At 74.4% G+C, this 2,369-nt stretch carries 1 protein-coding gene and 2 pseudogenes; 2 read left to right on the plus strand and 1 reads right to left on the minus strand.

All coding sequences use genetic code 11. From position 1 onward, the window contains the following. Window positions 1–431: pseudogene (locus tag QH283_RS04120) on the plus strand (hypothetical protein); the annotation flags it as partial. Window positions 432–583: 152 nt separating this feature from the next. Here QH283_RS04120 and QH283_RS04125 read toward each other — a convergent pair. Next, window positions 584–1,747, minus strand: coding sequence for a cytochrome P450 (locus QH283_RS04125; protein ID WP_280501686.1), 1,164 nt, complete (start codon window positions 1,745–1,747; stop codon window positions 584–586). 298 nt (window positions 1,748–2,045) lie between these two features. Here QH283_RS04125 and QH283_RS04130 point away from each other — a divergent pair. Beyond that, window positions 2,046–2,369: pseudogene (locus QH283_RS04130) on the plus strand (hypothetical protein); the annotation flags it as partial.

Here is a 2,369-nt window from a genome sequence, read left to right on the forward strand (position 1 = left end):
TGTGGCGGGTCCTCGGCGGCGACGGCGAGGACACCGCGGCCGCGCCCGCGACCACCGCCACCACCGCGAACTTCCCGGTGATCGGCGGGGGCGGTGACGCGACCGCCCCGACCACCTCGGCCGGTCGCCCGAGCGGCACGACGACCACGACCACCACACCTGTCCGCCTGCCCGCCGGGTCGACGCCGTGCGGCGGCACCTCCAGCGCCGCCAACGGCAACGCGGCCGCGGGCAACGGCGTGACCAGTTGCCCGTTCGCCGAGGAGGTCCGCCGCGCCTACGCCGCGCAGGCGGGCACCGGCTCGGACACCCCGCAGACGGTCACCGCCACCAGCCCCGTCACCGGGCGGTCCTACACGATGACCTGCACCCCCTCGGGCGGGCTGGTCACCTGCACCGGCGGCGACAACGCCATCGTCTACGTCTACTGAGCCGACCGAGACCGGGCCGGCCGAGACCGGGCCGGCCGAGACCGGGCCGACCGAGACCGGGCCGACCGAGACCGGGCCGACCGAGCGATCGGGCCGACCGAGCGATCGGGCGCGGGTGGCCGGGCGCCGCACGCGCCCGGCCATCGATCCGGTCAGAGCGGCACCGTGGGCGGGAAGGTGACCGGCAGCGAGACCAGCGCGCGATGGCGCACGCCCGGCCGCCGGCGGATCTGCGACACCGGCACGGCCCGCCGCATCTCCGGCAGCGCGTCAAGCAGCAGCTCGATCGCCTCGTGCGTGATCATCGTCGCCACCGGCACGGCCGGGCAGCCCCGAGGGCCCGCGCCCCACGCCAGATGCGACCGGTTGCCGGTGCGTTCCCCGGTCACGGCCGGATCGTTGTTGCACGCCGCCAGCCCGACCAGCAGCGGCTGTCCGGCGGGCAGGAAGGTTTCGCCGAAGATCTGCGGCTGCCTCGGGTGGCGCGGGCAGGCGGTGGCCAGCGGTGGATCGGTGAACAACACCTCCTCGACGGCGTCGCGCACGGTCAGCGAGCCGCCGAGCAGCCCGCCGTGGAAGCCGTCGTCGGTGGTCATCAGCAGCAGGGTGTTGGCGATCAGGTTCCACGTCGGCTCGGTGCCGGTGAGGTAGAGCTCGGTGGCCCGGCGGATCAGCTCGGCCTCGTCCCGGTCCGGCGAGCCGTCGATCAGCCAGGACACCAGATCACCGCCCGGCCTGGCACGTTTGGCGCTCAGCACCTCGGCGAAGGTCGCCGCCAGCTCGTGCTCGGCGCGCTCGGCCCCGGCGGTGTCGTCCGCCTCGCGCAGGCGGGTCATCGCGGCATAGGCGGCCTGGCCCTGGTCGGGTGCGAGGCCGAGCATCAGGTCGACGACCTCGACGGTGAGCGGGACGGCGTAGTCGGCCACCAGATCGGCCGAGCCGGTGCGGCAGAACCGGTTGATCAGCGCCACCGCGATCTCCTCGACCGCGCGCCGCAGCGCGAACAGGTCGATGCGCGCCAGACAGTTCGCGTAGGCGGTGTGCCGGTCGCCCGGCGCGCCCGGATCGGCGGGGAACCGGGCCTGATCGGTGAGGATCCGCAACGCCTCCCGGTAGCCGACCACCAGGGTGGCAGGCCCGTCGGCCGTCTCCACCGGAACGAACGCGCCGTGGCGCTCGCGCATCCGCCGGTAGGCGCGGTGCGGGTCGTCGGCGAAGTCCGCGCTGTGCAGCCGGAACGGTTCGTCGTCTCGCCGCGGACCCTGCTCGGTGCGCGGGGCGGACGGCGTGGACGAGCACTTGGCGATCAAACGCATACCCCCATGAACGACAGCGAGTGGACAACGGAATTGCTGTACTGCACGGTCTTTCACGCACACGTGGCCGCGGCGCCTCGGCGGGGCGCGGCGATCTGCATTCCGCCGTCGCGACGACCTGAGGCGGAAAAGTCCGGCACACGTGGATTTCGAGCAAGCGCGGGCGAGCTTACCCGCGGCCGGGGCGTTCCCCCGGGTAGGCGCACGCGGCGAGTGGTCGAAGACCGTGACGCCCAGTACGGTGTCAGATCAGCCGACACGGTCAGCGGGACCGGGTGGCGTGTGTTGCGAGGACGAGATGGCTGCTGATCGGTTGGGCCGCAGGGTTGCGGCACTGGGCGCGAGCGCGCTGGTACTGGCGCTGTTCACCGGGTGCACGATCGACCGCGATCCCGACGGCGACGCCGAGGCCGCCACCGTGTCCACCGGCGAGACCACCACTTCCGCGCCCGCGGCGACCGGTGCGCCCATCGAGGTCACCCTGCCGGGTACGCTGGCCGCCGACTTCCAGCTGTGGAAGGCGCAGTTCGAGGGCCGGGCCGGCCTGGCGGTGATGCCGGTCGCGGGGGGGGGGCCCGGGGGGCACGGCGGCGGGGGCGCGGGGCCCCGCGGGGGGGGGCGG

Origin of the sequence: Nocardia farcinica, from assembly GCF_029867845.1 — a bacterium.
Taxonomy (GTDB): Bacteria; Actinomycetota; Actinomycetes; order Mycobacteriales; family Mycobacteriaceae; genus Nocardia; species Nocardia farcinica_A.

Coding starts and splice junctions, on each gene's coding strand:
- QH283_RS04125 (WP_280501686.1), bottom strand. CDS start 1,747: ATGCGTTTGATCGCCAAGTGCTCGTCCACGCCGTCCGCCCCGCGCACC.